Source organism: Streptomyces sp. DSM 42067 (genome assembly GCF_055792885.1).
Map to the genome: position 1 here is coordinate 4,526,466 of NZ_CM147706.1, position 26,713 is coordinate 4,553,178.

The window sequence follows — 26,713 nt, forward strand, 5'->3', positions numbered from 1 at the left end:
CTGATGCGGGATCCGCTGTCCGTCCTCACCGAAGCCTTCACGTCCTTCCTCTTCGGGAAGGTCGAGACGACCCGGCTGCCCGTCCGTACGTCGACCGGTCAGGCCCAGGCGGTCTACCTGCCGACGGCCGCACCCGGCCTCGGCGACTCCGGCGTGATCATCGGCCGCGAGGTCTACTCGGGCAAGGGCTACATCTACGACCCCTTCCAGCTGTACGGGCAGCAGCTGCCGGCCCCGCACTGGCTGGTGCTCGGCGAGTCGGGCAACGGCAAGTCCGCGCTGGAGAAGACGTATGTGCTTCGGCAGCTGAGGTTCCGCGACCGGCAGGTCGTGGTGCTGGACGCGCAGGGCGAGGACGGCGTGGGCGAATGGAACCTCATCGCCCAGGAGCTGGGGATAACTCCCATCCGGCTCGACCCCATGGCGGCCCTGGACACCGGAATCCGCCTGAACCCGCTGGACCCGTCGATCACGACCACCGGGCAGCTGGCCCTGCTCAGGACGATCATCGAGGTCGCGATGGGGCACGGGCTCGACGAGCGGTCCGGCTTCGCGCTCAAGGTCGCGCACGCGTACGTCAACGAGACGATCGTCGAGCGGCAACCCGTCCTGACGGACATCGTCGAGCAGCTCCGCCACCCCGAGCCGGAGTCGGCGGAGGCGATGAACGTCGCCATAGACGACGTACGGGCATGGGGCCTGGACGTGGCCCTGGTACTGGACCGGCTGGTGGACGGCGACCTGCGGGGCATGTTCGACGGCCCGACGACGGTCGGGATCGACCTCGACGCCCCGCTGATCGTCTTCGACCTGTCCCACATCGACCGCAACTCGATCGCCATGCCGATCCTGATGGCGATCGTGGGCGTGTGGCTGGAGCACACCTGGATCCGCCCGGACCGAAAGAAGCGCATCTTCCTGGTCGAAGAGGCCTGGCACATCATCGCCTCGCCCTTCGTGGCCCAGCTGTTCCAGCGCCTGCTGAAGTTCGGGCGGCGGCTCGGCCTGTCGTTCGTGGCGGTCGTGCACCACCTGAGCGACGTGGTGGACGGCGCGGCCGCCAAGGAGGCGGCGGCGATCCTGAAGATGGCGTCGACGAGGACGGTCTACGCCCAGAAGGCGGACGAGGCGAGGGCGACGGGCCGCGTGCTGGGCCTGCCGCGCTGGGCTGTGGAGATCATCCCGACCCTGTCGCCGGGCATCGCGGTCTGGGACGTCAACGGCAACGTCCAGGTCGTCAAACACCTGGTCACGGAGATGGAACGCCCGCTGGTCTTCACGGACCGCGCGATGACCGAGTCGTCCGCCGACGTGCCGGACGACGACGCCCTGCGCGCAGCCGAACTGGAGGCGGAGGAGCGGGCCGCGTTCATGGAGCAGCAGATGAAACAGATGAACGACTCCACGGTGGCGTGACGTGGGGGCGGGACAGAAGTACGGCGGCAGAGGCCGGGAGGACTGGGAGGGCCCGGAGGGTCGGGCCCGCTGGGAGGGCCGGGGCGGCCGGCCGGAGGAACGCGGTGTCCCCGACGGCCTGCTGATAGGGGTCCTCGTCTTCCTCCTGGGCATGACGCTGCTGGTGTGGTCGGCGACGGGCCTCGCGGCCTTCTTCGCCCACGGCTCCTGGCCCGGCAACGTGACGGTCGCCCACACCCCCTTGGCGATGCGCCACCTGATCGCCCAGCCGCACGACGTAACGGGCGCCTGGCCGGCCACACCACCGCAACAGCTGTCCGGCTACGGCCTGTTCTGGGGCCTGCTGATCGGCCAACTGATGGTGCTGGTGGTGGTGACGGTGGCGGTGATGGGGATGGTGGCGCGCTGGAAGGCGGGCCGCGCTGCCGCTGACGCTGTGGGCAGTCGTTCCGCTGAGGCGGAACGGGTGCCCGAGTCCAGCACCTCCGCCGCTGTGGGCAGTCGTTCCGCTGGGGCGGAACGGGTGCCCGAGTCCAGCACCTCCGCCGCTGTGGGCAGTCGTTCCGCTGGGGCGGAACGGGTGGGCACAGCGGAACCCGCACCGGCACCGGCACCGGAACCCTCATCCGCACCCGCACCGGCACCGGCACCGGCACCGGCACCACAGCCACCCACCCCCCAGGGCCCCCTACTGTTCGGCCCCGCCGAAACCAGACGTGGCCCCGCCGCCCAGGCGGTACGAGACGCCGAGGGCGCAGCCCTCGTCGTCACCTCGAACCCCGCCCTATGGGCGGAAACAAAGGACGCCCGAGCGAAGCTCGGCCCCGTCCTGCTCTACGACCCCTCGCACCTGTGCGACACCCCAGCCCGCCTCCACTGGTCCCCCAGCACCGGCTGCGAGAACAAAACAATCGCGGCCCAACGCGCAGCCGCCCTGCTCGCCCCGATCCGCCCCGCCTCAAAACTCGACGCAGCGGTCGCAGACACCGCGGAAACGCTACTGCGCAGCTACCTGCATGCCGCCGCCGTGGACGGCCGCCAGTTCCGGCAGGTGCACCGCTGGGCGCAGGGCTCCCAGGTCCAGGAGGCGGTACGGATACTGCGTACGAACCCCAAATCGGCACCGGGCACAGCGGGCGAACTGGAGGCAGCCCTGACCTCGCACCCGGAACGCCGGGACATCGCCCAGGAATTGACGGCCAGAGCCCTCTCCGCCCTCTTCACGGTCAACGTCCGCGAGTCCTGCACCCAAAACCGAACTGATGCCCTTGCCTTGGATTCCTTCATGAACGAAGGGGGCACGCTTTACGTGGTGGGTGAATCAATCGAGGATCCGAAGACGAATCCGGGAGCGATGCCGCTCCTCACCGCCCTGACCTCAAGCGTGGTCGAGCACGGCCGGCGCATGGCCGAACGGTCATCCTCCGGTCGGCTCGACCCACCACTCACCCTGGTCCTGGACGACATCGCCGCGGTGGCCCCCCTGCCGCAGCTGCCGGACCTCCTGACAACGGGCCCGTCCCAGGGCCTGCCCACCCTGGCCCTCCTCCGCTCCCGCGAACAGGCCCGCGCCAGATGGCCACAGCACGAACTGCCTGGCCGGCCGGCCTAGCGCCACACGCTCAGTCCGCAGTCCGCAGTCCACTCCGCGGGGATCTACAGCTCCGCGTCCGCCTGTGCCGCGTCCTGCGACAACCGGGTGCGCAGCATCGCGGGTCGTCGCCGATGCCGGACAGCAAACGGTCCGCAGCGGTACAGCTAGTGACGCTCGATGACGAACTCCACCTCCACGGCGGACGGATCGACCGGAACCGGCACGGTCTTACCCGTCGGCACAAAGCCGGCCTTGCGGTAGAACCCCTCGGCGCGAGCATTTCGCGCATGAACAAACAACCGCACGTGCTTGAGCCCCACGCCCCAGGCCCACTCCAATGCGGCATCGAAGAGGGCCTTGCTCACGCCACTCCCCCGGTACTCGGGCCGCACATACACCCCAACCAGATGGCCCTGCCGCCGCTCGACCACGCCCCCGAACGCTTCCGTCCCGGCCTCTTCGACCAGCACGACCACCGACCCGATCCACTGCCCGTCCGGCGCCTCGGCGATGAATTGCTGAGCCCCGGTGGCCCCTTCGGCAACCCGTGCCGTCCGGTCCTGCCAGAAGGAGTCTGGCTGGGCGGCTGCGTGCTCGTACGTCTCGAGGAAGGCAATGGACGCGGCAGGGTCCTGGAGCGCAGCGAGCCGGAGCTCCCTGGCCGCGGGCCACTCGTCGGGGCGTATGGATCGGATGACAGGGCTCATGCCCTGATGGTCGGCGAGGTGACTCGCCCCCTGCAAGGCAATAAGAAGTCCGTGCAACGCGGACAGGTCAGAAATGCAGAAAGCCCCCGTACCAGGAATTTCTTCCCGGTACGGGGGCTTTCTCAAGAATTGTTCGGCGGCGTCCTACTCTCCCACAGGGTCCCCCCTGCAGTACCATCGGCGCTGTGAGGCTTAGCTTCCGGGTTCGGAATGTAACCGGGCGTTTCCCTCACGCTATGACCACCGAAACACTATGAAACTCTCAACCGCACCACGCTGCGGCAACGCAACGCGGGGTTGTTCGTGGTTTCAGAACCAACACAGTGGACGCGAGCAACTGAGGACAAGCCCTCGGCCTATTAGTACCAGTCAACTCCACCCATTACTGGGCTTCCATATCTGGCCTATCAACCCAGTCGTCTACTGGGAGCCTTACCCCATCAAGTGGGTGGGAGTCCTCATCTCGAAGCAGGCTTCCCGCTTAGATGCTTTCAGCGGTTATCCCTCCCGAACGTAGCCAACCAGCCATGCCCTTGGCAGAACAACTGGCACACCAGAGGTTCGTCCGTCCCGGTCCTCTCGTACTAGGGACAGCCCTTCTCAAGACTCCTACGCGCACAGCGGATAGGGACCGAACTGTCTCACGACGTTCTAAACCCAGCTCGCGTACCGCTTTAATGGGCGAACAGCCCAACCCTTGGGACCGACTCCAGCCCCAGGATGCGACGAGCCGACATCGAGGTGCCAAACCATCCCGTCGATATGGACTCTTGGGGAAGATCAGCCTGTTATCCCCGGGGTACCTTTTATCCGTTGAGCGACGGCGCTTCCACAAGCCACCGCCGGATCACTAGTCCCGACTTTCGTCCCTGCTCGACCCGTCGGTCTCACAGTCAAGCTCCCTTGTGCACTTACACTCAACACCTGATTGCCAACCAGGCTGAGGGAACCTTTGGGCGCCTCCGTTACTCTTTAGGAGGCAACCGCCCCAGTTAAACTACCCATCAGACACTGTCCCTGATCCGGATCACGGACCCAGGTTAGACATCCAGCACGACCAGACTGGTATTTCAACGACGACTCCACCCGAACTGGCGTCCGAGTATCAAAGTCTCCCAGCTATCCTACACAAGCCGAACCGAACACCAATATCAAACTGTAGTAAAGGTCCCGGGGTCTTTCCGTCCTGCTGCGCGAAACGAGCATCTTTACTCGTAGTGCAATTTCACCGGGCCTATGGTTGAGACAGTCGAGAAGTCGTTACGCCATTCGTGCAGGTCGGAACTTACCCGACAAGGAATTTCGCTACCTTAGGATGGTTATAGTTACCACCGCCGTTTACTGGCGCTTAAGTTCTCAGCTTCGCCATGACGAATCATGACTAACCGGTCCCCTTAACGTTCCAGCACCGGGCAGGCGTCAGTCCGTATACATCGCCTTACGGCTTCGCACGGACCTGTGTTTTTAGTAAACAGTCGCTTCTCGCTGGTCTCTGCGGCCACCCCCAGCTCACCAAGTAAATTGGATCACCAAGTGTGGCCCCCCTTCTCCCGAAGTTACGGGGGCATTTTGCCGAGTTCCTTAACCATAGTTCACCCGAACGCCTCGGTATTCTCTACCTGACCACCTGAGTCGGTTTAGGGTACGGGCCGCCATGAAACTCGCTAGAGGCTTTTCTCGACAGCATAGGATCATCCACTTCACCACAATCGGCTCGGCATCAGGTCTCAGCCTTGATGAGCGGCGGATTTACCTACCACTCGGCCTACACCCTTACCCCGGGACAACCACCGCCCGGGATGGACTACCTTCCTGCGTCACCCCATCACTCACCTACTACCAGCTCGGGTCACCGGCTCCACCACTCCCCTCAACTCCGAAGAGATCAGGGCGGCTTCACGGGCTTAGCATCACTGGATTCGATGTTTGACGCTTCACAGCGGGTACCGGAATATCAACCGGTTATCCATCGACTACGCCTGTCGGCCTCGCCTTAGGTCCCGACTTACCCTGGGCAGATCAGCTTGACCCAGGAACCCTTAGTCAATCGGCGCACACGTTTCCCACGTGTGTATCGCTACTCATGCCTGCATTCTCACTCGTGAACCGTCCACCACTGCCTTCCGGCGCGGCTTCACCCGGCACACGACGCTCCCCTACCCATCACAGTCCCCGTTGGGGGTATGTACTGCAATGACACGACTTCGGCGGTACGCTTGAGCCCCGCTACATTGTCGGCGCGGAATCACTAGACCAGTGAGCTATTACGCACTCTTTCAAGGGTGGCTGCTTCTAAGCCAACCTCCTGGTTGTCTCTGCGACTCCACATCCTTTCCCACTTAGCGTACGCTTAGGGGCCTTAGTCGATGCTCTGGGCTGTTTCCCTCTCGACCATGGAGCTTATCCCCCACAGTCTCACTGCCGCGCTCTCACTTACCGGCATTCGGAGTTTGGCTAAGGTCAGTAACCCGGTAGGGCCCATCGCCTATCCAGTGCTCTACCTCCGGCAAGAAACACACGACGCTGCACCTAAATGCATTTCGGGGAGAACCAGCTATCACGGAGTTTGATTGGCCTTTCACCCCTAACCACAGGTCATCCCCCAGGTTTTCAACCCTGGTGGGTTCGGTCCTCCACGACCTCTTACAGCCGCTTCAACCTGCCCATGGCTAGATCACTCCGCTTCGGGTCTTGAGCGCGCTACTAAACCGCCCTATTCGGACTCGCTTTCGCTACGGCTTCCCCACACGGGTTAACCTCGCAACACACCGCAAACTCGCAGGCTCATTCTTCAAAAGGCACGCAGTCACGAGACAAGCACAAGTGCTTGCCCGACGCTCCCACGGCTTGTAGGCACACGGTTTCAGGTACTATTTCACTCCCCTCCCGGGGTACTTTTCACCATTCCCTCACGGTACTATCCGCTATCGGTCACCAGGGAATATTTAGGCTTAGCGGGTGGTCCCGCCAGATTCACACGGGATTTCTCGGGCCCCGTGCTACTTGGGTGTCTCTCAAACGAGCCGCTGATGTTTCGACTACGGGGGTCTTACCCTCTACGCCGGACCTTTCGCATGTCCTTCGCCTACATCAACGGTTTCTGACTCGTCCCACGGCCGGCAGACCGTAGAAAAGAGATCCCACAACCCCCTGCATGCAACCCCTGCCGGGTCTCACACATACAAGGTTTAGCCTCATCCAGTTTCGCTCGCCACTACTCCCGGAATCACGGTTGTTTTCTCTTCCTGCGGGTACTGAGATGTTTCACTTCCCCGCGTTCCCTCCACATGCCCTATGTGTTCAGGCATGGGTGACAGCCCATGACGACTGCCGGGTTTCCCCATTCGGAAACCCCCGGATCAAAGTCTGGTTGACGACTCCCCGGGGACTATCGTGGCCTCCCACGTCCTTCATCGGTTCCTGGTGCCAAGGCATCCACCGTGCGCCCTTAAAAACTTGGCCACAGATGCTCGCGTCCACTGTGCAGTTCTCAAACAACGACCAACCACCCATCACCCCGAACCAGCGGCTCGAGTGCACTGGGGCCGGCATACCGAAGGAACGAGCGTTCAGCCCGTGCCCTCAGACACCCAACAGCGTGCCCGACACACTCGCCGCTCCCCTCAACGTTCCACGCTCAAAGAGCAGTACTGGAAGGAGAAGACGATCAAGTGTGCCGAATAATCAACGTTCCACCCATGAGCAACCAGCATCAGACGTTCGCTGATGTTCTGGCCTCTGACCAAGTCCCCGAAGAGGCCTGGTGAGAAGTGCTCCTTAGAAAGGAGGTGATCCAGCCGCACCTTCCGGTACGGCTACCTTGTTACGACTTCGTCCCAATCGCCAGTCCCACCTTCGACAGCTCCCTCCCACAAGGGGTTGGGCCACCGGCTTCGGGTGTTACCGACTTTCGTGACGTGACGGGCGGTGTGTACAAGGCCCGGGAACGTATTCACCGCAGCAATGCTGATCTGCGATTACTAGCAACTCCGACTTCATGGGGTCGAGTTGCAGACCCCAATCCGAACTGAGACAGGCTTTTTGAGATTCGCTCCACCTCACGGTTTCGCAGCTCATTGTACCTGCCATTGTAGCACGTGTGCAGCCCAAGACATAAGGGGCATGATGACTTGACGTCGTCCCCACCTTCCTCCGAGTTGACCCCGGCAGTCTCCTGTGAGTCCCCATCACCCCGAAGGGCATGCTGGCAACACAGAACAAGGGTTGCGCTCGTTGCGGGACTTAACCCAACATCTCACGACACGAGCTGACGACAGCCATGCACCACCTGTATACCGACCACAAGGGGGCGACCATCTCTGGCCGTTTCCGGTATATGTCAAGCCTTGGTAAGGTTCTTCGCGTTGCGTCGAATTAAGCCACATGCTCCGCTGCTTGTGCGGGCCCCCGTCAATTCCTTTGAGTTTTAGCCTTGCGGCCGTACTCCCCAGGCGGGGAACTTAATGCGTTAGCTGCGGCACCGACGACGTGGAATGTCGCCAACACCTAGTTCCCACCGTTTACGGCGTGGACTACCAGGGTATCTAATCCTGTTCGCTCCCCACGCTTTCGCTCCTCAGCGTCAGTAATGGCCCAGAGATCCGCCTTCGCCACCGGTGTTCCTCCTGATATCTGCGCATTTCACCGCTACACCAGGAATTCCGATCTCCCCTACCACACTCTAGTCTGCCCGTATCGAATGCAGACCCGGGGTTAAGCCCCGGGCTTTCACATCCGACGTGACAGACCGCCTACGAGCTCTTTACGCCCAATAATTCCGGACAACGCTTGCGCCCTACGTATTACCGCGGCTGCTGGCACGTAGTTAGCCGGCGCTTCTTCTGCAGGTACCGTCACTTTCGCTTCTTCCCTGCTGAAAGAGGTTTACAACCCGAAGGCCGTCATCCCTCACGCGGCGTCGCTGCATCAGGCTTTCGCCCATTGTGCAATATTCCCCACTGCTGCCTCCCGTAGGAGTCTGGGCCGTGTCTCAGTCCCAGTGTGGCCGGTCGCCCTCTCAGGCCGGCTACCCGTCGTCGCCTTGGTGAGCCACTACCTCACCAACAAGCTGATAGGCCGCGGGCTCATCCTGCACCGCCGGAGCTTTCAACCCTCACAGATGCCCGTGAGAGTGTTATCCGGTATTAGACCCCGTTTCCAGGGCTTGTCCCAGAGTGCAGGGCAGATTGCCCACGTGTTACTCACCCGTTCGCCACTAATCCACCCCGAAGGGCTTCATCGTTCGACTTGCATGTGTTAAGCACGCCGCCAGCGTTCGTCCTGAGCCAGGATCAAACTCTCCGTGAATGTTTTCCCGACTGCGCCTAATTAAAGACTGCGGGCCGACACCACGAGAGCGGAACAGCCAGGCGGAATAAGCCCGGCCGTTCACAGCGTCCTCGCTGTGTTATTTCAAAGGAACCTCGCCCCAGCCGAACCGGCCGGAGACGGGGTATCAACATATCTGGCGTTGATTTTTGGCACGCTGTTGAGTTCTCAAGGAACGGACGCTTCCTTTGTACTCACCCGAGAGACTCTCTCAGGCTTTCCTCCGGGCGCTTCCCTTCGGTCTTGCGTTTCCGACTCTATCAGATCGTTTTCCGATCCGATTTCCTCGGTGCTTTCCAGGTTCACGCTTTCGCGTTTCCCTTTCCGGCGGTTCCGACTCTATCAGATCCTTTCGGGCCTGATTCCCAGTCAGAATGGGTTGTCTTCCCGGCTGTTGGGCCGTTCCGACGTCCTAAACCTTAGCGGATTCTCCCGGCGACTCATAATCGAGCCGTGGAATTGAATTCGGGCGTGCCGAAATCAGTCCCGCTGGGAGTTCGTGCTGATGGTTTGGGGTGCCGCGTGAGCGGCGAAGGTGTCACCGGAGAACCGTTACGTCTCCTGGCAACCCGAAGAACCTTACGGATCGCCCATGGTGATGTCAACCGCCGCCGTCAAGATTTTTTCGGCGAGGCCGGCCAGGGGCATCAGTCCAGGTCACTGAGGCGTCCGCCGGCGTCAGGCTGAGCGTGCTCCACGCGTCGCAGGAGCCGGGTCAGCACCTCGCCGAGGGTGGAGCGCTCCTCCGGGGATAGGTCCTGGAGGAGATCTTCCTCGAAGACCGAGGCGAGCCGCATGGCCTCGAGCCACTTCTCGCGCCCCTCCGCCGTGAGCTCGACGATGACGCGTACGCGGTTGGACTCGTCCCGCTCACGCGTGACCAGCCCCTCGCCCACCATGCGGTCGATCCGATGGGTCATCGCGGCGGGCGTGAGGCCGAGCCGCTTGGCGAGGTCTCCCGGACCCATGCGGTACGGGGCGCCGGAGAGGACGAGTGCCTTCAGTACTTCCCACTCGGCGTTGCTGATGCCGAGCGTTGCCGTCTGGCGGCCGTAGGCGACGTTCATACGGCGGTTCAGGCGGCCCAGGGCCGAGACGATCTTCTCCACCTGCGGGTCGAGGTCCTGGAATTCGCGCTGGTAGGCGGCGATCTGTTCTTCGAGGGTCGGCTCGGTGACGCCGTGAGTGTCGCCCATGGTCCGCAGTATGGCACGACCTTGCTTGGCATTGAAGTTCTTCAGCCTGTACTGTTTAGCCTCGAAATTTATGTTCGAAGTCTTCAGGGTTGAGGTGAAAGTGACCAGGGCGATGGGCGCAGCGATGCGCCGGATCCAGATCGGCAGCGCGCTGAGCGCGTTCGGTGTCGGCTTCACGGTTCCGTTTCTCTACGTCTATGTGGCGCAGGTGCGGGGCCTCGGGGCCAGTACGGCAGGCGTCGTGCTCGCCGCCTTTGCCGTCGCCGCCCTGGTCGTCCTGCCCTTCACCGGGCGTGCTCTCGACCGGCGCGGGCCGCTTCCGGTCCTGGTGGGCGCCGCGCTGATCGCTTCCGCCGGTGCCCTGGCGCTGGGACTCGCGCGCGGCGAGGTGGCGGTGATCGTGGCAGCCGCGGTGCTCGGTGCGGGCACCGCGGTGATGCAGCCGGCGCTCGCGACGCTGGTCGTGTGGTGCGCGGACACGAACACGCGCACGCGCGCCTTCGCCACGCAGTTCTTCCTGCAGAACCTGGGGCTCGGTATCGGCGGACTGATCGGCGGCCAGATCGTCGACGAGCACCGGCCCTCCAGCTTCACGCTGCTGTTCTCGATCGAGGCCGTGATGTTCCTGGTGCTGGCAGCGATTGCCGCCACAGTGCGGATGCCGCAATCGCCGGCTCTGCGCGGTTCCGTGCCCCGGGACGAGTCCCCGGCCGGCCGGAACGGTCTACGGGCGCTGCTGCGGCACCGGGCGATGGTGCAGCTGTGTGTGCTCGGGTTCGTACTTTTCTTCGCCTGCTACGGGCAGTTCGAGTCGGGCCTCTCCGCGTACGGCGTGGAGGCCGCGGGAGTCTCTGCGTCGACGCTGGGGATCGCTCTGGCGGCGAACACGGCGATGATCGTGGTCGCGCAGTTCGCGGTGCTGAGGTTCGTCGAGCGGCGCAGGCGGTCCCGAGTGATCGCCTCCGTGGGGCTCCTGTGGGCGCTCGCGTGGGCGGTCGCCGGGTATGCGGGTCTCGGGCACGGCAGCCAGGCCATGGCGACGGCCGCGTTCGTCTCGACGTACGCCCTGTTCGGACTGGGCGAGGCGATGCTGTCGCCGACCCTCGCGCCGCTGGTGGCGGATCTGGCGCCGACGGGCATGGTCGGTCAGTACAACTCCGCCTTCGCCCTGGTGAAGCAGCTGGCGCTGGCGGTCGGCCCGGCCGTCGGCGGTCCGATGGGGGCTGCGCTGCACGCGCCGTACATCGTGACGTTTCTGCTCTTCTCGCTCGGCATCACGGTGCTGGCGCTGCGACTGGGCCGCCGGCTCGCCCCGGGGCAGGACCAGCCGTCACTCGCCAGGGCCCGCGTGGTGGCGCAGGGCGGTGCACCGGCCGAACCGGTGCCGTCCGGCGCCTGACGCGACGGGGGCCCGGGCCGTCCGGCGCCTGACGCGGGTACGACGCGTACTAGGGCAGTGCGAACTCGCACCAGACCGCCTTGCCGCCCCCGGGTGCGCGGCGCGAGCCCCAGTTCGAGGCGATCGTGGCGACGATGGCGATGCCGCGGCCCGTTTCGTCGGCGGGCTCGGCGCGGCGGCGGCGCGGCAGGTGGTCGTTGCCGTCCGTCACCTCGATGATCAGACGGCGATCGGTGCGGCGCAGACGCAGACGCATCGGCGGGGTGCCGTGCTGGAGCGAGTTGGCGACGAGTTCGCTGGCGGCCAGGACGCCCAGGTCGTGCAGCTCGCGCGGGAAGCGCCAGCTGGTGAGGACGCCGGAGGCGAAGGCACGCGCGCGTGGAGCGGCTTCCACGCCGCCGAGCAGTTCGAGCGCGGCGTTACGGAAGAGCTCCTCGTCCGGGCCGCTGCGTGCGGGGTGCTGCAGGACGAGTACGGCCACGTCGTCGTCGTGGTCCGCGGTGACGCCCGCCGCGCGGATAAGGCGGTCGCACACCACCTGTGGCGTGCCGGTCGCTCCGGCGAGGGCGTTCTCCAGGGCGGCGACGCCTTCGTCGATGTCCTCGCCGCGCCGCTCGACGAGGCCGTCGGTGTAGAGCACGGCGGTCGAGCCGGGGCCGAGCGGGACGGAGCCGGAGGCGTGCATCCAGCCGCCGGTGCCGAGCGGAGGGCCGGTGGGTTCCTCTGCGCGGTGGATGGTGCCCTTCTCGTCGCGTACGAGGATCGGGAGATGGCCCGCCGAGGCGTACACGAGCTTGCCCTCGTTGGGGTCGTGCACGGCGTATGCGCAGGTGGCGATCTGGTTCGGGTCGATCTCGGCGGCGAGGCCGTCGAGCAGCTGCAGGACCTCGTGCGGAGGCAGGTCCAGGCGGGCGTACGCCCTGACGGCCGTGCGCAGCTGGCCCATGACGGCCGCCGCGCGCACGCCGCGGCCCATCACGTCGCCGATCACGAGGGCGGTGCGGCCGCCGCCGAGCGTGATCACGTCGTACCAGTCGCCGCCCACGGCGGCGTCGGTGCCGCCCGGCTGGTACGTGGCGGCGATGCGCAGGTCGTCGGGCTCCTCCAACTCCTGGGGGAGCAGCGACCTTTGCAGCGTGACGGCGGTTTCGCGCTGTCGGCGCTCGCTGGCGCGCAGCCGTTCGGCGGCCTCGGCGTGGTCGGTGACGTCGGCGGCGAAGATCAGGACGCCTCCGCCTTCGGGGGTTGCCAGGGTGTCGACGGGCGTGCAGGTGAACGTGTACGAGCGGCCGTCGGGGGCCTTGCGGGACTTGACGGTGCGGGGTCTGGAGCTGCGCAGCACCTGGTCGAGGAGCGGCAGCAGGCCGATTTCGTCGAGCTCGGGGAGCGCCTCGGCCGCGGGTTCGCCGACGGGGCGAGGGCCGAACGCCGCCGCGTACGCGTCGTTGACGTAGGCGATGCGGTGCTCCGGGCCGTGGACGAGCGCGACGAGGGCCGGGATGCGGTCGAGGACCTCGCGGACCGGGAGGTCGTCCACGGCGGGCGTGGCGCAGGGCTCGTCCGTGTCGGTCGGCTTTTCTGCGCGTGCCTGGGGAACGGCGCCCGCTCCGTCCACGGGCGGTGCCGGGGAGATCGCCTCATCGGCCCGCGCTGCCGCGCGGCGCTGCGTTCCGGGGAGCCGGGCGCTCCAGCGCGTGAAGTTCACCGATTCATGCCTCGTGTCGTCGTCTTCGGCCCGCTCCTGAACGGCCGGGGGTCCGGACCGCCGCGCAGCCGCGGTCGGGGGCTGCGTACTCCGGACAGATACAGCACTGGGGAAAGCCTCAAGATGTCTGGGTGATGTCAAGGTGATGTCGAGTGCGGGCGAGGGAACGACCGTCCGGCATCGTCATGGTCATGGTCGCGAATCAGGGACCAGTCTGGCCGACGGGACTGACATCCGTCAGACGCCCGTCAAGTGGGTGGAGTTCCTTACTCCGTTCAGGACGACCCCTTCGGGTTGTCCTGAGGCTTCCCACCGGCCGCGAGTTCGAACTCAGCCCGGGGATGTTCGAGCGATCCCAGCGACACGATCTCCCGCTTGAAGAGCCCAGAGAGGGTCCACTCGGCGAGGACGCGGGCCTTGCGGTTGAAGGTGGGCACCCTGCTGAGGTGGTAGACGCGGTGCATGAACCAGGCAGGGTAGCCCTTCAGCTTGCGTCCGTAGACGTGCGCAACGCCCTTGTGCAGCCCCAGCGACGCCACCGATCCGGCGTATTTGTGCGCGTACTCCTGGAGGGGCTCGCCGCGCAGTGAGGCGGCGATGTTGTCGCCGAGGACCCTCGCCTGGCGCACCGCGTGCTGGGCGTTGGGGGCGCACTCCTTGCCCGGTTCGTCGGCGGTGACGTCGGGGACGGCCGCGGCGTCTCCGGCCGCCCACGCGTGCGTGACGCCCTCGACGGTCAGCTGGGCGGTGCACTTGAGGCGGCCCCGGCCGTTCTTCGGCAGGTCGGTGGCGGCCAGGATCGGGTGCGGTTTGACGCCGGCGGTCCACACGACCGTACGCGTCGGGAAGCGCGCGCCGTCGCTGAGCACGGCGACCCGGTCCTCGCACGAGTCGAGGCGGGTCTCCAGGCGTACGTCGATGTTGCGGCGCCGCAGCTCACGGACGGCGTACTTGCCCATCTCCTCGCCGACTTCGGGGAGGATGCGGTTCGTCGCCTCGACGAGGATCCACTTCATGTCCTCGGGCTTGACGTTGTGGTAGTACCGCGCGGTGTAGCGGGCCATGTCCTCGAGTTCGGCGAGGGCCTCCACGCCCGCGTACCCGCCGCCGACGAAGACGAAGGTGAGCGCCGCATCGCGGATCGCCGGGTCGCGTGTGGAGGAGGCGATGTCCAACTGCTCGATGACGTGGTTGCGCAGGCCGATGGCCTCCTCGACGGTCTTGAAGCCGATGCCGTGATCCGCCAGGCCGGGGACCGGGAGGGTGCGCGACACGGAGCCGGGGGCCAGGACCAGCTCGTCGTAGGTGAGGGTGACGGCGCCCGTGCCCTCCTCGTCACTCGCGAGGGTGGTGAGGGTCGCGGTGCGCTTGGCGTGGTCGATCGACCGGGCCTCGCCGACGACGACACGGCAGCCGTCGAGGACGCGACGCAGCGGCACCACCACGTGCCGGGGCGAGATGGAGCCCGCGGCCGCCTCGGGCAGGAAGGGCTGGTACGTCATATAGGGGTCGGGCGTGACGACGACGATCTCGACCTCGCCCCGCTGGAGCTCGGGTTTCAGCTTCCGCTGCAGACGCAGAGCCGTGTACATCCCGACGTAGCCGCCGCCGACGACGAGAATGCGCTTGTGCACGGGGGGTTCGGCCCGCCGCTCAGCGGCCGACGGGTCCGGTGTCTCCTCATTGATCGCAGCGTTCACCATCCCATGACGCACCCGTCCCCGCCGTTTGTCCACAGTCCCGGCAATTTATGTGACCGGTCGCGCCGGGCGGTCGCTGTTGGGCGATTTGCCGGAGTCCCCAGAAGATGCCCAGGTCAGCGGGTAGGCGCTACGAGGAGCCCGGGGGTGCAATCAGGGTTGAAACGGTGCGTACTCCGATCGTGGCACGCGCCGCGCGGAACGTCCCTCTTCTGAATTGACTCGGGCTCAACTATGTTCGTGTGTCGTCGGAGTGTGGGGGGATGCTCTCGGCGGGCCCGCCGAGCGGGCTCGTGGGACCACGCGTGTGCCTGTGCGCTCCGGCTGCCAATGACGGGGAGAGTCTCCGGGGGGAGACGTCATTACCGGGGGAACAAACATGCATATTCAGGACTCTCATTGGTCGTCCGCATCCGCCTACGCAGCGGCGGGATCGCACGGCGCGCATGGAGCACACGGCTCGCACGGCTCGCACGGCGGAAACGGTCGTGCGGTGGGCGACGGAGGCCGCACGACGCCGCTGCGTGTGGACGCTCAGCGCAATCTGGAGCATGTGCTGCGCGCGGCGCGCGAGGTCTTCGGCGAGCTGGGGTACGGCGCGCCGATGGAGGACGTGGCGCGGCGGGCCCGGGTCGGTGTCGGCACGGTCTACCGGCGCTTCCCGAGCAAGGACGTCCTGGTACGGCGCATAGCCGAGGAGGAGACCTCCCGGCTCACCGAGCAGGCGCGCGCGGCCCTCGGCCAGGAGAACGAGCCGTGGTCGGCGCTGTCGCGCTTCCTGCGGACCTCCGTGGCCTCGGGCGCGGGCCGGCTGCTGCCGCCGCAGGTGCTGCGGGTGGGCGTCGCCGAGGACGGGTCCGCGGCGAGTGACGGTACGGCTGCGGGTGCGGGGCTCGACGAGACGCGCGTGCCGCAGCAGCGCTCCTCCCAGCCCGCGCAGCCCGACCTGCGGCTGGTCGAGCAGCGGACGGCACGGGCCGACGAGCAGGGCGACGCGGGGGCGGCGGAGCTGCTCGACGTCGTCGGCCGACTGGTGGACCGGGCGCGTGCGGCGGGCGAACTGCGGGCGGACGTGACCGTGGCGGACGTACTGCTGGTGATAGCCACGGCCGCACCCGCCCTGCCGGACGCGGCCCAACAGGCGGCGGCTTCCGCGCGGCTGTTGGACATCCTGCTGGAGGGATTGCGGTCGCGACCGGCGTGACAAGAATTGGCCCGTCTGGGGGCACCTCCCAGCGGTAGCTGGGGGAGATTGAGGACGAGTCCGAAGGGCGATCCGGGGTCTGGGGCGGAGTCCCCCCACGCGGCGGAGCCGCACATCGATACAGCCGGGAATGGGCGGGGTAGGGGAATCAGCACGCTCGGTCCGGAATCAGCACGCTCGGTCCGGACGTACGGGTCGGTTCGGGCCTACGAACCCATGGCTGCCGCCAGTTCGGCGAGCACGCCGTCGGCCGTGAGGCCCGCGCCCGCCGCGTACTCGACGTCGTAGCGCCGCCGGCCCAGCCCGGCGAGGGCATCGGCGGCAACCGCTTCGGCCTCGGCGCGGTCCGGCATCGGACGCGGGTGGGCACCGCGCCAGTGTGCCCCGGCGGCGAGCAGCCGGGTCGCCCGTACGTGGTCGCCGAGCCGTCCCAGGAGGGCGGCCGCGCTGTCCACGAGCGCCGCCGTCACCACCTCCGCGCACCCGCTCGCGACCGCCTCTCGCAGGGTCTCGGCCATCCGCGGCAGCGCGGCGGCGGGGCCCGACTCGACGGCTACGATCCGGGCGTCGACAGCCGCCATGCCGGCGATGAACTGCGGCGGTGGTGTGCCCCGTGTGGCTTCCTCACGGGCCGCGTCGCACAGCGTGCGGGCCCGCACGACGTCGCCGTCCTCCAGCGTGATCATGGCGGCGAGCAGCCGCACGAAGGCCCGCGAGTCCGTCACACCGTGTCGGTCCGCTTCGGCGCTCGCCTCGTCCAGCGCCTTCGCGGCCGTCTCCCGGTCACCCGAGCGGTAGGCGATCTCCGCCAGACGTGCGATCAAGAAGGGCGTCTCCGCGTAGGCGCCCACCTCGTAGGCGAGCCGCAGTGCCTCCTCGTACTCCTTCTTGGCCTCGTCGAAGCGGCTGCGGGCCATCGCGGCCTCGGCCGCCGCGCTGGACACCTGGGCGCGCAACCAGCGGTCGCCCACGCGGCGGCTCAGGATCCGCAGCTCCGCCAGGTCGTCGTCGACGGCGTCCACGCCGCCGGCTGAGTCGACGGCCGTGTGCGTACGGAACATCAACAGGACCGCGACCTCCCAGTCCCCGCCGAACCGGCGGCAGTTGGCGATCGCCGCGTCCAGGGGTTTGTGGACGTCCGGGCGCTCACCGAAGAAGTAGGAGGCGAAGGGCCAGATCAGGCCGGGAAAGCTGGCCGCGGCGGGCACGGGCTGCTCGAAGGGGTGCTGGACCTGCGTGATGTACTCACGCACCCGCTCACTGGTCAGCACGGCGGCGGGCTTGGACTCCGCCACCAAGAAGAGATGCAGGATGCGGAGGCTCATCCGCGGCCAGTAGAGGGCGTCGTTCTGCTCGTCGATCGCGGGGGCGGCCTGCGCTTCGGGCGCGGGGCGGGCGTGCGCTTCGATCGCGGGGCCGGCGTGCGCTTCGGGCGCGGGGCCGGCGTGCGCTTCGGGGGCGGGGCCAGGCGGGAGTTCGGCCCACCACGGAGCGCTCGCGGTCCCCTCCTCGGGAGCAGTGGCAGTGCTGCAGGCGTCGCCGTCCGCGGTCGCGCTCATGCGGAGGACGCGCTCGACCCACTCAATGCCCTCCCGCCGGTAGTTGCGCAGCCACCAGAACCAGGCCGTGCCCAGGGCAAGCGCGCAGGCCTGTTCCTCGTCGCCGGTCGCGATGGCCCGGTAGAGGGCCGCGCGGATGTTGTCGAGCTCGGTCTCGATACGCCGGATCCAGGGCAGTTGTTCGGCGGAGCGCAGCAGGGGATCGGCCTTGTCGACGAGCGCGCGGAAGTACGCGAAGTGGCGGCGCTCTGCGGCGGCGCGCAGCTCCTGGGCTTCGGCGGCGCGCTCGGCCGCGTACTCGTGGATGGTTTCGAGCATGCGGTACCGCATGCCGTCCTCGACCCTCGCGCAGGGCGTGGCGACGACGAGGGACTTGTCGACGAGCGCGCCGACGATGTCCGCGGCGGGCCCTGTGCAGACGGCGTCGGCGGCCCCGAGGTCCCAGCCGCCGGCGAAGACGGACACCTCCCGCAGGACCGTCCGCTCACGCTCGTCGAGCAGGTCCCAGGACCAGTCGACGACCGCCCGCAGGGTCTGCTGACGAGGCAGGGCGGTACGGCTTCCGCTGGTGAGGAGGCGGAAGCGGTCGTCGAGGCGGTCGGCGATCTGCCGTGGGGTGAGCATCCGCAGCCGGGCGGCGGCCAGCTCGATGGCGAGCGGCAACCCGTCGAGACGGCGACAGATCTCGGCGACGGCCTCGGCGTCGGCTTCAGCGGTGGCGGCGAAACCGGGACGCACCGCCGTGGCGCGCTCTGTGAAGAGGCGGTACGCCGGGTCCGGCGGGAGGGGCTCGACGGGGCGCACGGATTCACCGGGTACGCCCAGGGGCTCGCGGCTGGTGGCCAGCACCGTGAGGTCCGGGCAGCGGGTGAGCAGGGTCTCGGCGAGCCGGGCAGCGGCGTCGATCACATGTTCGCAATTGTCAAGGATCAGGAGCAGTCCTCGCGGGCCGCAGTACTCGACGAGCAGGGCGACGGGGTCGTCCTGCGGCGCCGTCAGCTCGCTAGTCATCAGCACCGTCTCGCGCAGGCCGAGCGCGCTGACGACGGCACCCGGGACCGCCTCGGGATGGTCGAGCGGGGCCAGCTCGACCAGCCATGCGTCGGGATGCCCGGCGGCGGCTTCCTCGGCGAGACGGGTCTTGCCCGAGCCGCCGGGTCCGGTGAGGGTGACCAGGCGTGCTCTCTGCAAGTCCGAACGGATGGCGCCGAGTTCGGGTTCCCGGCCGACGAACGAATTCAGCCGCGGCCGGAGGTTGCCCTTGCGCTCGGGGCGGCGGGAGGCGGCGGCGGGGGCGGGCTGCAGGGGTTCGCCGGGAGTGGGCTGCGCGGGGTCGCCGGGCGCGGCCCCTGGGAACTCACCCGGCCCGGCATCGGTGGGCTCGCCGGGTGAGGGCCGCGCGGCGTCGCCGGGCGCGGCGCCCTCTGAGTACTCCCCCGGCCCGGCTTCGGCGGGCTCGCTTCGCGCGGCGCCCGCCGCCTCTCCCGGCCCGGCATCGGTGAGGTTGGTGCGCGCGGCCTGCGCGGAGTCGCCGGGCGCGGCGAACCCGGAGTCGCCAGGTGCGGCATTGCCGGACTCCCGGGACACGGCGGGTGCCGAGTCGCCTGGCGCGGCGTGCGCTGGCCCGACCGACCAGGACCCACCGGGCACTGCCGACCCGGATTCCCCGCGTCCGACATGCGAGGATTCCCCGGGCGCGGAGCGCGCGGACTCGCCTGGCGCCGGCGCTCCGGGATCGGCTTTCTTCGCCGCGGACGACGCGGCAGGCGCATGAGCACCAGGCCCGGCCCGCTCACCCGATCCAAGCCCGGCCTGCGCGGCGGACCCCGAACGCGCGGACCGCTCACCCGATCCAGGTCCGGCCTGCTCGCCCTGTACGGCCCCGGCCCGCTCACCCGATCCACGTCCGGCCTGCCCGGCGGACCCCAAAGGCCCGGCCCTCTCACCCGATCCAAGCCCGGCCTGCCCGGCGGCCTCCAAAGTCCCTGCACGCGCAGCGGACGTACCAGGCCCGCCCTGCGCCACGAACCCCGAACGCCCGGCCTGCTCGTCGAATACACCAGGCCCGGCCCCCGTGGCCCCCGTCCCGACCGCATGGCCCGGAACCCCGGCCACGGCGCCCGCCCCGCCCCCAGGCCGCCCCACCCCCTCCGGCGCCAGCAACTCCGCATGCAGAGCCCGTAGTTCCGGACCCGGATCGGTGCCGAGGCCGTCCGCCAGGATGCGGCGGGCGTCCTCGTACGCGGCGAGAGCGTCCGCCCGGCGCCCCGCCTCGCGTAGCGCGCGGATGAGGAGCGCGTGGAGCGGCTCGTCGTACGGGTGCGCGGTGACGAGCTCCCTCAGCTCGGGTACGAGCCCGGAAACGTGGCCCAGCAACAGGTCAGCGTGCGCCCGCGCGCGCGTGGCCTCCAGGTGCTGCGCCTCGAGGCGCGTTGCGGCGCTGCGGTCCGGCAGATCGGCGAGCACGGGGCCGCGCCAGAGGGCCAGCGCCTCGCGCAGGACGCGGCCGGCGGACACCGCGTCGCGCGCGTGGAGCGCCGCAGTGCCCTCGCCTACCAGGCGTTCGAATCTGTGCAGGTCGATGTCGTCGGCGGTCGCGGTGAGGCGGTAGCCGCCCGTCTCGGAGGCGACGGCTTCCCGGCCCAGCGCCCGGCGCAGACGGCCGACGAGCGCCTGCAGAGCTGCCGGGGCGTCGTACGGCGGATCGTCGGCCCACACCTCGTCGATGAGTACGTCGACGGGGACGGGGCGGCCCGCACGGAGGGCCAGTGCGGCGAGAAGCGCCCGGAGGCGCGGACCGCCTATGGGTACGGGGGCGCCCTCTTCGGTCTGCGCCTCTGTGACGCCCAGGATTCGGTACCGCACCGGCCCATTCTCGCCCCGCACGTCGGGACGGTCCTGCGGTTTACCGTTCGCTGGTGCGCCCCACCGGGTTTGACCTGAATCGACCGGTGTGTCCGCCATACGTGGGCCCGCCGTGCGGGTAGGCCCTACCGCAGCCACCCCAGCGGCGCCGACCGATCGCTACGGCCTCCCCGCCGCCCCCAACGCCCCCCTCTGCGGCCGCACCGTCCCCGTCGGCACCGCCCGCTGCCGCGCCGGCGTCCCCGTCCAGCAGGTGCCCCGGCGAGCCACGATGCGGCGCAGCCACAGTTCCAGGGAGACCAGGTCGGCCAGGCCGTCCAGGGGGAGGGGTTCGCCCTGGGCGGCGGCGCGCAGGGCCTTGCGTACGACGCGGGCCTCGACCAGGCCTGCCTGGGCGAGGAGCGGCGTGTCGAAGAGGGCGATCAGATCGTCGACGGCGACGCGCAGGCCGATACGGGCGGCGGCGGCGGACGACGCGTGCGAGGGGGCGCCCCAGCCGGGCGGCAGATCGGAGACTCCGGCGCCCTCCAGGACCGTACGGAGGATCGAGGCGCGTGCGCCCGGCTGGACGCGCAGGGCCTCGGGCAGGGCCCGGCACGCGCGGACGACCTGGTTGTCGAGGAAGGGCGCGTGGAGGCGCTGGAAGCGGATCTCCGCCGCCTGCTCCAGAATCCGGAGGTCGGCGGCGTGGCGGGCGAGCGCGGCGCGGGCACGGACGTCGCCCGGGCGCTGTCCGGGCCCGGCCCCCGGGCGGATCACCGTGTCCTGAAGACGAACCGATACTTCAGCGAGCGCCTCACCGGTCAGCCAGCGCGCGGCCGGCCCGGGTCTGCCCCAGGCGAGCGCGGCGAGCGAGGCGCCCACGGCGCCTCCGGGTTCATCGAACCTGCGGTGCAGGAGCCGGTCGGCGAGTCCTTCGACGCCCGCGCGGTAGGGCGTACGGGCGAGCCGCCGTGCCGCGGCGTACACGCGCGCGGGGACCATCACAGACCCGTCGGCCTTGGTCAGCGCGGCCACCGGCTTCACCAGATGGCGGCGCTTGCGGTCCATGAGGAGGTCGGCGAGGCGGGCCGGGTGGGCGTCCATGACCTGGCGGGCACCGTAGCCCGTGAGGTGGTCGGCGCTGCCGGAGGCGAGCCGCGCGCGGTGGCGGGCGGCCGTCACCAGCGAGGGCCCCGGCTCGTCGGTCAGCGGGGCGTCCAAGTCGACGTAAGGGAGGGTCTCTTCGCCGCCGGTGACGACGACGTGGTGCAGGCGCGGATTGGCGGCGATAGCCCCGGCGCGCTCCAGCTCGGCCTCGCGGCCGCCCGTCGCCAGGTCGTTGAAGGTGACGGCCAGCAGCCGCTCCCCCGCGCCGGTGCCGTGGCCGAGGACGGTGCCGGGCATGCCGGGCAGGCCTGCGGCGAGCAGGGCGAGGGTTCCGGACGCGGGTCCTCCGGAGAGGTCGGCGCCGATGCCGGGCACGGGCATGCCGCGGGCCGCGCGCCGCTCGGCGGGGCCCATGCCGGGCACGGGACCGGGGTCGATGTCCGCTCCGGGCACATGGCGCGGGGCGGTGAGGCGGGTGCGTACGGCTTCCACGAGGGCGTCGCGGACGCCGTCCACCGCGCTGGCCGCGTCGGCGGCGGGCGCCGCGACGGCGAGCGAGGCCACGGGCTCGTACCCGGCGATCTCCCGTGCGCCGTTGCGCAGGATCAGCGCATGGCCGGGCGGAATGCGCCGTACGCCCTGATACGGCGTCGAGTCGTGCAGTGCCTCCGGTACGTCGGGGGCGGCGAGCAGGGCCGCGAGGTGGCCGATGTCGAGATGGGCCTCGATGAGGTCGGCGAGCGGCAGGGCCGCCGTCGCGTACGCCGTGCCTCTCGCCCATGGCGTGTAGAAGACGGGGCGCACGCCCGCGAGATCACCCGCGATGGTGACGCGCCGGCCGACCTGGACGACCGCCGTGTAGCTGCCGGACCAAGCGGTCAGATGCCGGAGTGCGCCGCCGCGCGCGGCGAACAGGGCCACCTTGAGCTGCTCGTCGGACGCCCCGCAGGTGCCGAGGACCGCGATCCGGGTCTGGGCGTCGGCCTTGACGACGCGCACCTCGTCCGGCCGCCAGTCGCCCACGGCCCACAGCGGGTCGGGGTCGCCCCACAGCAGTTGGGAGCCCACGGGGTGAACGGTCTCCCCGTCGATCCCGGTGGCCCCGGCGGAACCCGCACCGGCGGACCCAGCGGCGGCACTGCTCCACCCCACCAACCACCGCATCGCCGCCTCCACAGGCTGTGGACAACCAGTGCACCGTACGAACTGGCCGAGTGAGTCCGAGGTCGCGCCGTCCGCCCGAAGGGCGGGCCCCGCGGCGTCCGGTGCGTGCGATCGCAAGGCGCCGAAACGTCCTCGTAGCGGAGCTACTAGGGCGTTTCGGCAACGCTGCGAGCGTGCGTGCCGGGCGTCGCGGGGCAGGCGCGACCTCGGACTCACTCGGCCAGGCACCATGCTGCCACGAAGGAGGCGCACAAAGGGGGCTACGCGCGCGCTTGAGCCCCCGTGCATGCGCCCCTGGCAAGCCCCGACCGAGGCTCCCTGTGGCTGGAGTTGAAGGATGAAGCTGCAGGCCCGCGCGGGGCGCATGTGCAGCATGAACAAGGAACGCGCAGGGGCGACGCGCAGACGAGATTCGGCCAAATCGGCCTGGGATGTTCACAACTCCCCACTATGGGACACAACGCACGGTCCGGGAGGCGGAGTTCGCCTCCCGGACCGGTCCGCCACCCGCGGGGATGAAGGCGGCGGTGTCCCCCAGCCCGCTGGATCCAGTACAGCGGGCCGACCCACGCACGACCCATGGAAGCGCTCCCGCCATGGCCGGAGAAGAGCGCACGGACGGGCGCACGGCCACACGGCCGGAGCACGCGGAGGACGGCCTGTTCCCCGTTCGCGCGGGCCGTAATCTCGCCATCCGGACCTATGCCTCTTAACGCTTGGGATGCAGCGAACTACGCTGTGTGTGTCTGTGTTTTCGCGGGAGGCATATTCCTCGGGGCCCGGCCACACGCTCATGCGGCCGGATCCGAGGCTCGCGGTGGGAGCCGCCGCGGGTGCGCCCCCTGGGAGGACGCAGCACGAATGCCGCGTGCCAATGCCCGGCGCGGCAGCCGTCTTGTGTCGAGGGGTGGCGCATGTCCAGGGAGCAACGCGGGCCGAACGAAAAGCTCGGCGCCGTTCTCGCCCTCGCGGGAATCAGCAACGCGGGACTGGCGCGGAGGGTCAACGACCTCGGCGCCCAACGCGGTCTGACACTTCGCTACGACAAGACGTCGGTGGCCCGGTGGGTGTCGAAGGGCATGGTGCCGCAGGGCGCCGCCCCGCATCTGATCGCCGCTGCCATCGGCCAGAAGCTCGGCCGCCCGGTGCCGCTCCAGGAGATCGGCCTGGCGGACGCGGACCCCGCGCCGGAGGTGGGTCTCGCCTTCCCGCGCGACGTAGGGGCCGCCGTCAGGTCGGCGACCGAGCTGTACCGGCTCGACCTCGCGGGCCGGCGGGCCGGCAGCGGCGGCATCTGGCAGTCGCTCGCGGGCTCCTTCGCCGTGAGCGCGTACGCGACGCCCGCGTCCCGCTGGCTGATCACCCCCGCAGACTCCTCCGTCGCGCGCGAGGCGAACACGGCCGAAGGCGCCGAGAGCAGCGGCACACCGCTCAAGGTCGGCCACAGCGACGTGCAGAAGCTCCGCGAGGCCGCCGAGGACGCACGCCGCTGGGACTCCAAGTACGGCGGCGGGGACTGGCGTTCGTCGATGGTCCCCGAATGTCTTCGGGTGGAGGCGGCGCCCCTGCTGCTCGGCTCGTACTCGGACGAGGTCGGCCGCGCCCTGTTCGGGGCATCGGCCGAACTGACGCGCCTGGCGGGCTGGATGGCGTTCGACACCGGCCAGCAGGAGGCCGCACAGCGCTACTACATCCAGGCCTTACGCCTCGCCCGCGCGGCAGCGGACGTGCCGCTCGGCGGCTACGTACTGGCGTCGATGTCCCTCCAGGCCACCTACCGCGGCTTCGGCGACGAGGGCGTCGACCTCGCGCAGGCCGCTCTGGAGCGCAACCGCGGCCTGGCAACGGCCCGCACGATGAGCTTCTTCCGGCTGGTCGAGGCACGCGCGCACGCACGCGCCGGTGACGCACAGGCCGCCGGGGCCTCGCTGAAGGCGGCCGAGGGCTGGCTGGAACGGGCCCGTGACGGCGACAACGATCCCGGCTGGCTCGGTTTCTACTCCTACGACCGGTTCGCGGCCGACGCCGCCGAGTGCTACCGCGACCTGAAGGCGCCCCGCCAGGTGCGCCGCTTCACGGAGCAGGCCCTGTCGCGTCCCACGGAGGAGTTCGTCCGCTCGCACGGGCTTCGCCTCGTCGTGTCGGCCGTGGCCGAGCTGGAGTCCGGCAACCTGGACGCGGCCTGCGAGCAGGGCGTACGCGCGGTGGAGGTCGCGGGACGCATATCGTCGGCCCGGACGACGGAGTACGTGAAGGACCTGCTGCACCGGCTGGAGCCGTACGGGGACGAGCCCCGGGTCGTGGAGCTGCGGGAGCGGGCCCGGCCGCTGCTGATGGCCCCCGCCTAGCGCCACGGCGCGCCACCCTCGGTGGCCGCCGCCTCACCTCCGGGGTTTGAGCGCATTGTCAGTGGCGCAGTGCACTATCGGGGGCAGGAGGTGAGGGACGTGGTGACGGCGGGCAGGCGCGTGGCGCTCGACTGTGACGTGCTGGTGATCGGCGGCGGGATCGTCGGCCTGTCGACGGCGTACGCGATCACGCGCGCCGCACCGGGGACACGTGTCACGGTGCTGGAGAAGGAACCGGGCCCGGCCCGGCACCAGACGGGGCGCAACAGCGGCGTGATCCACAGCGGGATCTACTACCGCCCGGGCTCGCTGAAGGCGCGGTATGCGGTCAAGGGCGCCGCCGAGATGGTCAAGTTCTGCGCCGAGTACGACATCGCGCACGCCGTGACCGGGAAGCTGATCGTGGCCACCGACCGGGCGGAGCTGCCCCGGCTGCACGCGCTGGTGCAGCGGGGGCGGGAGAACGGCATTCCGGTGCACGAGCTGGGCCCGGCCCAGATCGCCGAGCTGGAGCCCGAGGTGCGGGGCCTCGCCGCGATCCATGTCGGCACGACGGGCGTCTGCGACTTCACGGCGGTCGCACAGCGGCTCGCGGAGGCCTCCGGGGCGGAGATCCGGTACGGCGTGGAGGTCACGGGCATCGACCGCCGGGCCGACCTCGGGGTGGCCGTCCGGGCGGCCGACGGCGCGGTGGTCCGCGGGCGGATGCTGGTGAACTGCGCGGGACTCCACTGCGACGAGGTGGCGCGGCTCGCGGGCGACGATCCGGGGATGCGGATCATCCCGTTCCGCGGCGAGTACTACGAGCTGGCGCGGCCCGAGCTCGTGCAGGGCCTGGTCTATCCGGTGCCCGACCCGGCGTTCCCCTTCCTCGGAGTACACCTCACTCGCGGCATCGACGGTGGCGTGCACATCGGGCCGAACGCGGTGCCCGCGCTGGCCCGCGAGGGGTACGACTGGGGCACGGTGCGCCCCCGGGAGCTGGGGGCGACGCTCACCTGGCCCGGATCATGGCGCATAGCGCGCCGGCACTGGCGGTACGGGGCGGGGGAGCTGCGGCGCTCGGTGTCGAAGTCCGCGTTCACCACCGCGGTGCGGCGGCTGCTGCCCGCAGTCACCGAGGACGATCTGGTGCCGGCGCCCAGCGGGGTGCGGGCGCAGGCCGTCCTGCGGGACGGGGCGCTGGTGGACGACTTCCTCATCCGGGAAGGGGCGCGGGCGGTGCATGTGCTCAATGCGCCGTCTCCTGCGGCTACGGCTTCGCTGCCGATCGGGCGGGAGGTGGCCCGGCGGGCGCTTGCGGCGTTGGCGCGCGGCTGACGTACCGGCGATGGTGCGTACCGGCCCCGCCGTCATGACCGCCGAACCTCCGTAGAATCGATCCCACTGTGTACGAGTACGACGAGAAGCACCAGGCAGGCGCCCCCGAACGCCGGCGC

At 69.1% G+C, this 26,713-nt stretch carries 12 protein-coding genes and 3 rRNA genes; 6 read left to right on the forward strand and 9 right to left on the reverse strand.

The window, feature by feature from the left end:
* Window positions 1-3: 3 nt before the first annotated feature.
* Together ACSMXV_RS20815 and ACSMXV_RS20820 are read left to right on the forward strand one after the other, a co-directional pair.
* Window positions 4-1,416 (forward strand): ATP-binding protein, encoded by a 1,413-nt coding sequence (locus ACSMXV_RS20815; RefSeq protein ID WP_181658291.1) that lies wholly within the window; start codon window positions 4-6, stop codon window positions 1,414-1,416.
* Window positions 1,417-1,534: 118 nt separating this feature from the next.
* Window positions 1,535-3,028, forward strand: coding sequence for a type IV secretory system conjugative DNA transfer family protein (locus tag ACSMXV_RS20820; protein WP_473179010.1), 1,494 nt, complete (start codon window positions 1,535-1,537; stop codon window positions 3,026-3,028).
* A gap of 146 nt (window positions 3,029-3,174) precedes the next feature.
* Here the strand turns inward: ACSMXV_RS20820 and ACSMXV_RS20825 are convergent, their stop codons facing one another.
* The 5 genes from ACSMXV_RS20825 to ACSMXV_RS20845 form a co-directional block, all read right to left on the reverse strand.
* A complete protein-coding gene (locus ACSMXV_RS20825) occupies window positions 3,175-3,717 on the reverse strand; it encodes a GNAT family N-acetyltransferase (RefSeq protein ID WP_473172870.1) in 543 nt (180 codons plus the stop codon).
* Window positions 3,718-3,848: 131 nt separating this feature from the next.
* Window positions 3,849-3,965, reverse strand: a 5S ribosomal RNA gene (gene rrf, locus ACSMXV_RS20830).
* Between the two features lie 91 nt (window positions 3,966-4,056).
* Window positions 4,057-7,179 (reverse strand): 23S ribosomal RNA (locus ACSMXV_RS20835).
* 319 nt (window positions 7,180-7,498) lie between these two features.
* Window positions 7,499-9,024: ribosomal RNA gene (locus ACSMXV_RS20840) — 16S ribosomal RNA — on the reverse strand.
* Together the 16S, 23S and 5S rRNA genes form the textbook arrangement of a ribosomal RNA operon.
* Window positions 9,025-9,692: 668 nt before the next feature.
* Window positions 9,693-10,241 carry a MarR family winged helix-turn-helix transcriptional regulator gene (locus ACSMXV_RS20845; RefSeq protein ID WP_181660959.1) on the reverse strand — a complete coding sequence of 183 codons (549 nt, stop codon included), beginning with the start codon at window positions 10,239-10,241 and terminating at the stop codon, window positions 9,693-9,695.
* A 112-nt stretch (window positions 10,242-10,353) separates the two neighbouring features.
* On the opposite strand from ACSMXV_RS20845, the gene ACSMXV_RS20850 reads away from it, so the two are divergent.
* The gene (locus ACSMXV_RS20850; protein ID WP_473179011.1) at window positions 10,354-11,640 is read left to right on the forward strand and encodes an MFS transporter; all 1,287 of its coding nucleotides are present in this window, start codon (window positions 10,354-10,356) and stop codon (window positions 11,638-11,640) included.
* Between the two features lie 49 nt (window positions 11,641-11,689).
* On the opposite strand, the gene ACSMXV_RS20855 is transcribed toward ACSMXV_RS20850, so the two are convergent.
* Window positions 11,690-13,345 carry an ATP-binding SpoIIE family protein phosphatase gene (locus ACSMXV_RS20855; RefSeq protein WP_473172871.1) on the reverse strand — a complete coding sequence of 552 codons (1,656 nt, stop codon included), beginning with the start codon at window positions 13,343-13,345 and terminating at the stop codon, window positions 11,690-11,692.
* Window positions 13,346-13,620: 275 nt separating this feature from the next.
* Window positions 13,621-15,048, reverse strand: a complete 1,428-nt coding sequence (locus ACSMXV_RS20860) for an NAD(P)/FAD-dependent oxidoreductase (RefSeq protein WP_181660961.1) — start codon at window positions 15,046-15,048, stop codon at window positions 13,621-13,623.
* 376 nt (window positions 15,049-15,424) lie between these two features.
* Here ACSMXV_RS20860 and ACSMXV_RS20865 point away from each other — a divergent pair, with 376 nt between their 5' ends.
* The gene (locus ACSMXV_RS20865; RefSeq protein ID WP_473172872.1) at window positions 15,425-16,249 is read left to right on the forward strand and encodes a TetR/AcrR family transcriptional regulator; all 825 of its coding nucleotides are present in this window, start codon (window positions 15,425-15,427) and stop codon (window positions 16,247-16,249) included.
* Window positions 16,250-16,455: 206 nt separating this feature from the next.
* On the opposite strand, the gene ACSMXV_RS20870 is transcribed toward ACSMXV_RS20865, so the two are convergent.
* On the reverse strand, window positions 16,456-20,673 hold the full coding sequence (locus ACSMXV_RS20870) for an AfsR/SARP family transcriptional regulator (RefSeq protein ID WP_473172873.1): 4,218 nt from the start codon (window positions 20,671-20,673) through the stop codon (window positions 16,456-16,458).
* A gap of 159 nt (window positions 20,674-20,832) precedes the next feature.
* The gene (locus ACSMXV_RS20875; RefSeq protein WP_473172874.1) at window positions 20,833-22,926 is read right to left on the reverse strand and encodes an asparagine synthase-related protein; all 2,094 of its coding nucleotides are present in this window, start codon (window positions 22,924-22,926) and stop codon (window positions 20,833-20,835) included.
* Between the two features lie 914 nt (window positions 22,927-23,840).
* On the opposite strand from ACSMXV_RS20875, the gene ACSMXV_RS20880 reads away from it, so the two are divergent.
* A complete protein-coding gene (locus ACSMXV_RS20880) occupies window positions 23,841-25,274 on the forward strand; it encodes an MFS transporter (RefSeq protein WP_181660965.1) in 1,434 nt (477 codons plus the stop codon).
* 90 nt (window positions 25,275-25,364) lie between these two features.
* A complete protein-coding gene (gene lhgO, locus ACSMXV_RS20885) occupies window positions 25,365-26,594 on the forward strand; it encodes an L-2-hydroxyglutarate oxidase (protein WP_473172875.1) in 1,230 nt (409 codons plus the stop codon).
* Window positions 26,595-26,713: the final 119 nt, after the last annotated feature.